Source organism: Pokkaliibacter plantistimulans (assembly GCF_003194385.1).
In the GTDB taxonomy this organism is placed as follows: Bacteria; Pseudomonadota; Gammaproteobacteria; order Pseudomonadales; family Balneatricaceae; genus Pokkaliibacter; species Pokkaliibacter plantistimulans.
In genome coordinates this window covers 1-1,309 of sequence record NZ_LAPT01000212.1, presented here as the reverse complement: position 1 = coordinate 1,309, position 1,309 = coordinate 1, and the positions used below count along the sequence as shown (strand labels likewise).

General features: G+C 47.3%; 1 protein-coding gene. It reads right to left on the bottom strand.

Annotated elements, in window-relative coordinates; translation table 11 throughout:
* Nucleotides 1-54: 54 nt before the first annotated feature.
* A partial coding sequence (gene zipA, locus WH50_RS25970) for a cell division protein ZipA (protein ID WP_110190389.1) occupies nucleotides 55-1,309 on the bottom strand: 1,255 nt, incomplete at its 5' end.

Genomic DNA, 1,309 nt, shown 5'->3' with positions numbered 1-1,309 from the left:
ACATAGGCCGGAATTGTACCGGCCTATGTCGTTTCTGTCAGGACAGCTTTGCTATCAAGAAAGTTGCTGTCTGCGATGAGGCTGATGCGTCAACTGACGCCTTTCAAACTCCCGGATACGTTGACGACAATGTTCAATTGTCTGGGGGCGCATGACGCTGTGATTCTCGTCTTTAAGCTCCCCATTCAAGTTTTTTGCCAAGCACTGTGCAGTACTCAGCATACACTCGAACGCCAGCATCAAATCGTCTGCACCAGGCATACCCATGAAAAACGTCACCCCTGGAGTTTTTACAGACTCGATATGATCAAGGTCAAAGTCACCGGGATTCAACAAATTAGCCATGCTGAACTGAACTTTACCTTTGTTAAGCCCTAGCTCATGGCGATGGAAGATATTTCTTTCCCCGAACCGCAAACCGCATGCGAGCAGTACCTGCAATAATTGCTCACCATCAAAACCACTGTCACTGACCGCGGTCACACTAACGATAATGTGTTCCTCGGCATTGACACTGAACGACGACGCATCTGCTTTCACTCGCGCCTGACGCTTAAGCTCGAGTAATGGGTCAGCTCGCATGGGTAGGACACGTGCGGTTTCCTGGTAAGGAACTTCTTCCTCCTCAATGACGATTGCTTCTTTCTGGTCAATCTCTACAGAAGTTGAAATACTATCGACCTCATCAAAAGGATCGACCTCATCATCCATTAGCTCAGAAATGGGTCGCTCCCATGGGTTTGAAGCTGTCGTATCAGAAGAACAATCTTCCTTGAAGTCTTTTGTTGCTTGCTCTGACTGCAAGCCAGATGTATCAACCAAAGATTGTTCATACCATTCTGCCTGAGACCCAGCAGCCTCAAAGCTTGAGAGTCTTGACTCTGCATGACCTGAAGCAAGGTTAAGTGACTCGTCTATACCAGACAGATTCTGATCTTCGGACAAACCAAAACCGTCCGCCTCAGACATTTTGTTGTGATATATATCTTCCGCTACCGAATCTGGCCAATCTGCCACTGTAGTTAATGTGGGTGCAAAGTTCTCCGCAAACTCATTACCACCAGAAGCAGAAAATGAAGACTGAGTTGACGAAGTAGACTTCTCAGCAGGTTGATCCAAAAGAGGATCGACCTCAACGTGTAAATCGTGTAGCCCTACTTTCGGAGGTGCTTTCTTGCTCTCTAATTTTCTGGGAGCAATCTCACGATTAGCTGATGAATTCTTGGAGAGTTTTCCCGTACGGAGTTTATTCAGAGCACCAGCAAAGGCATGGGGTTCCATTTTGGTCACCCTTGCTCCGCCATTAGGC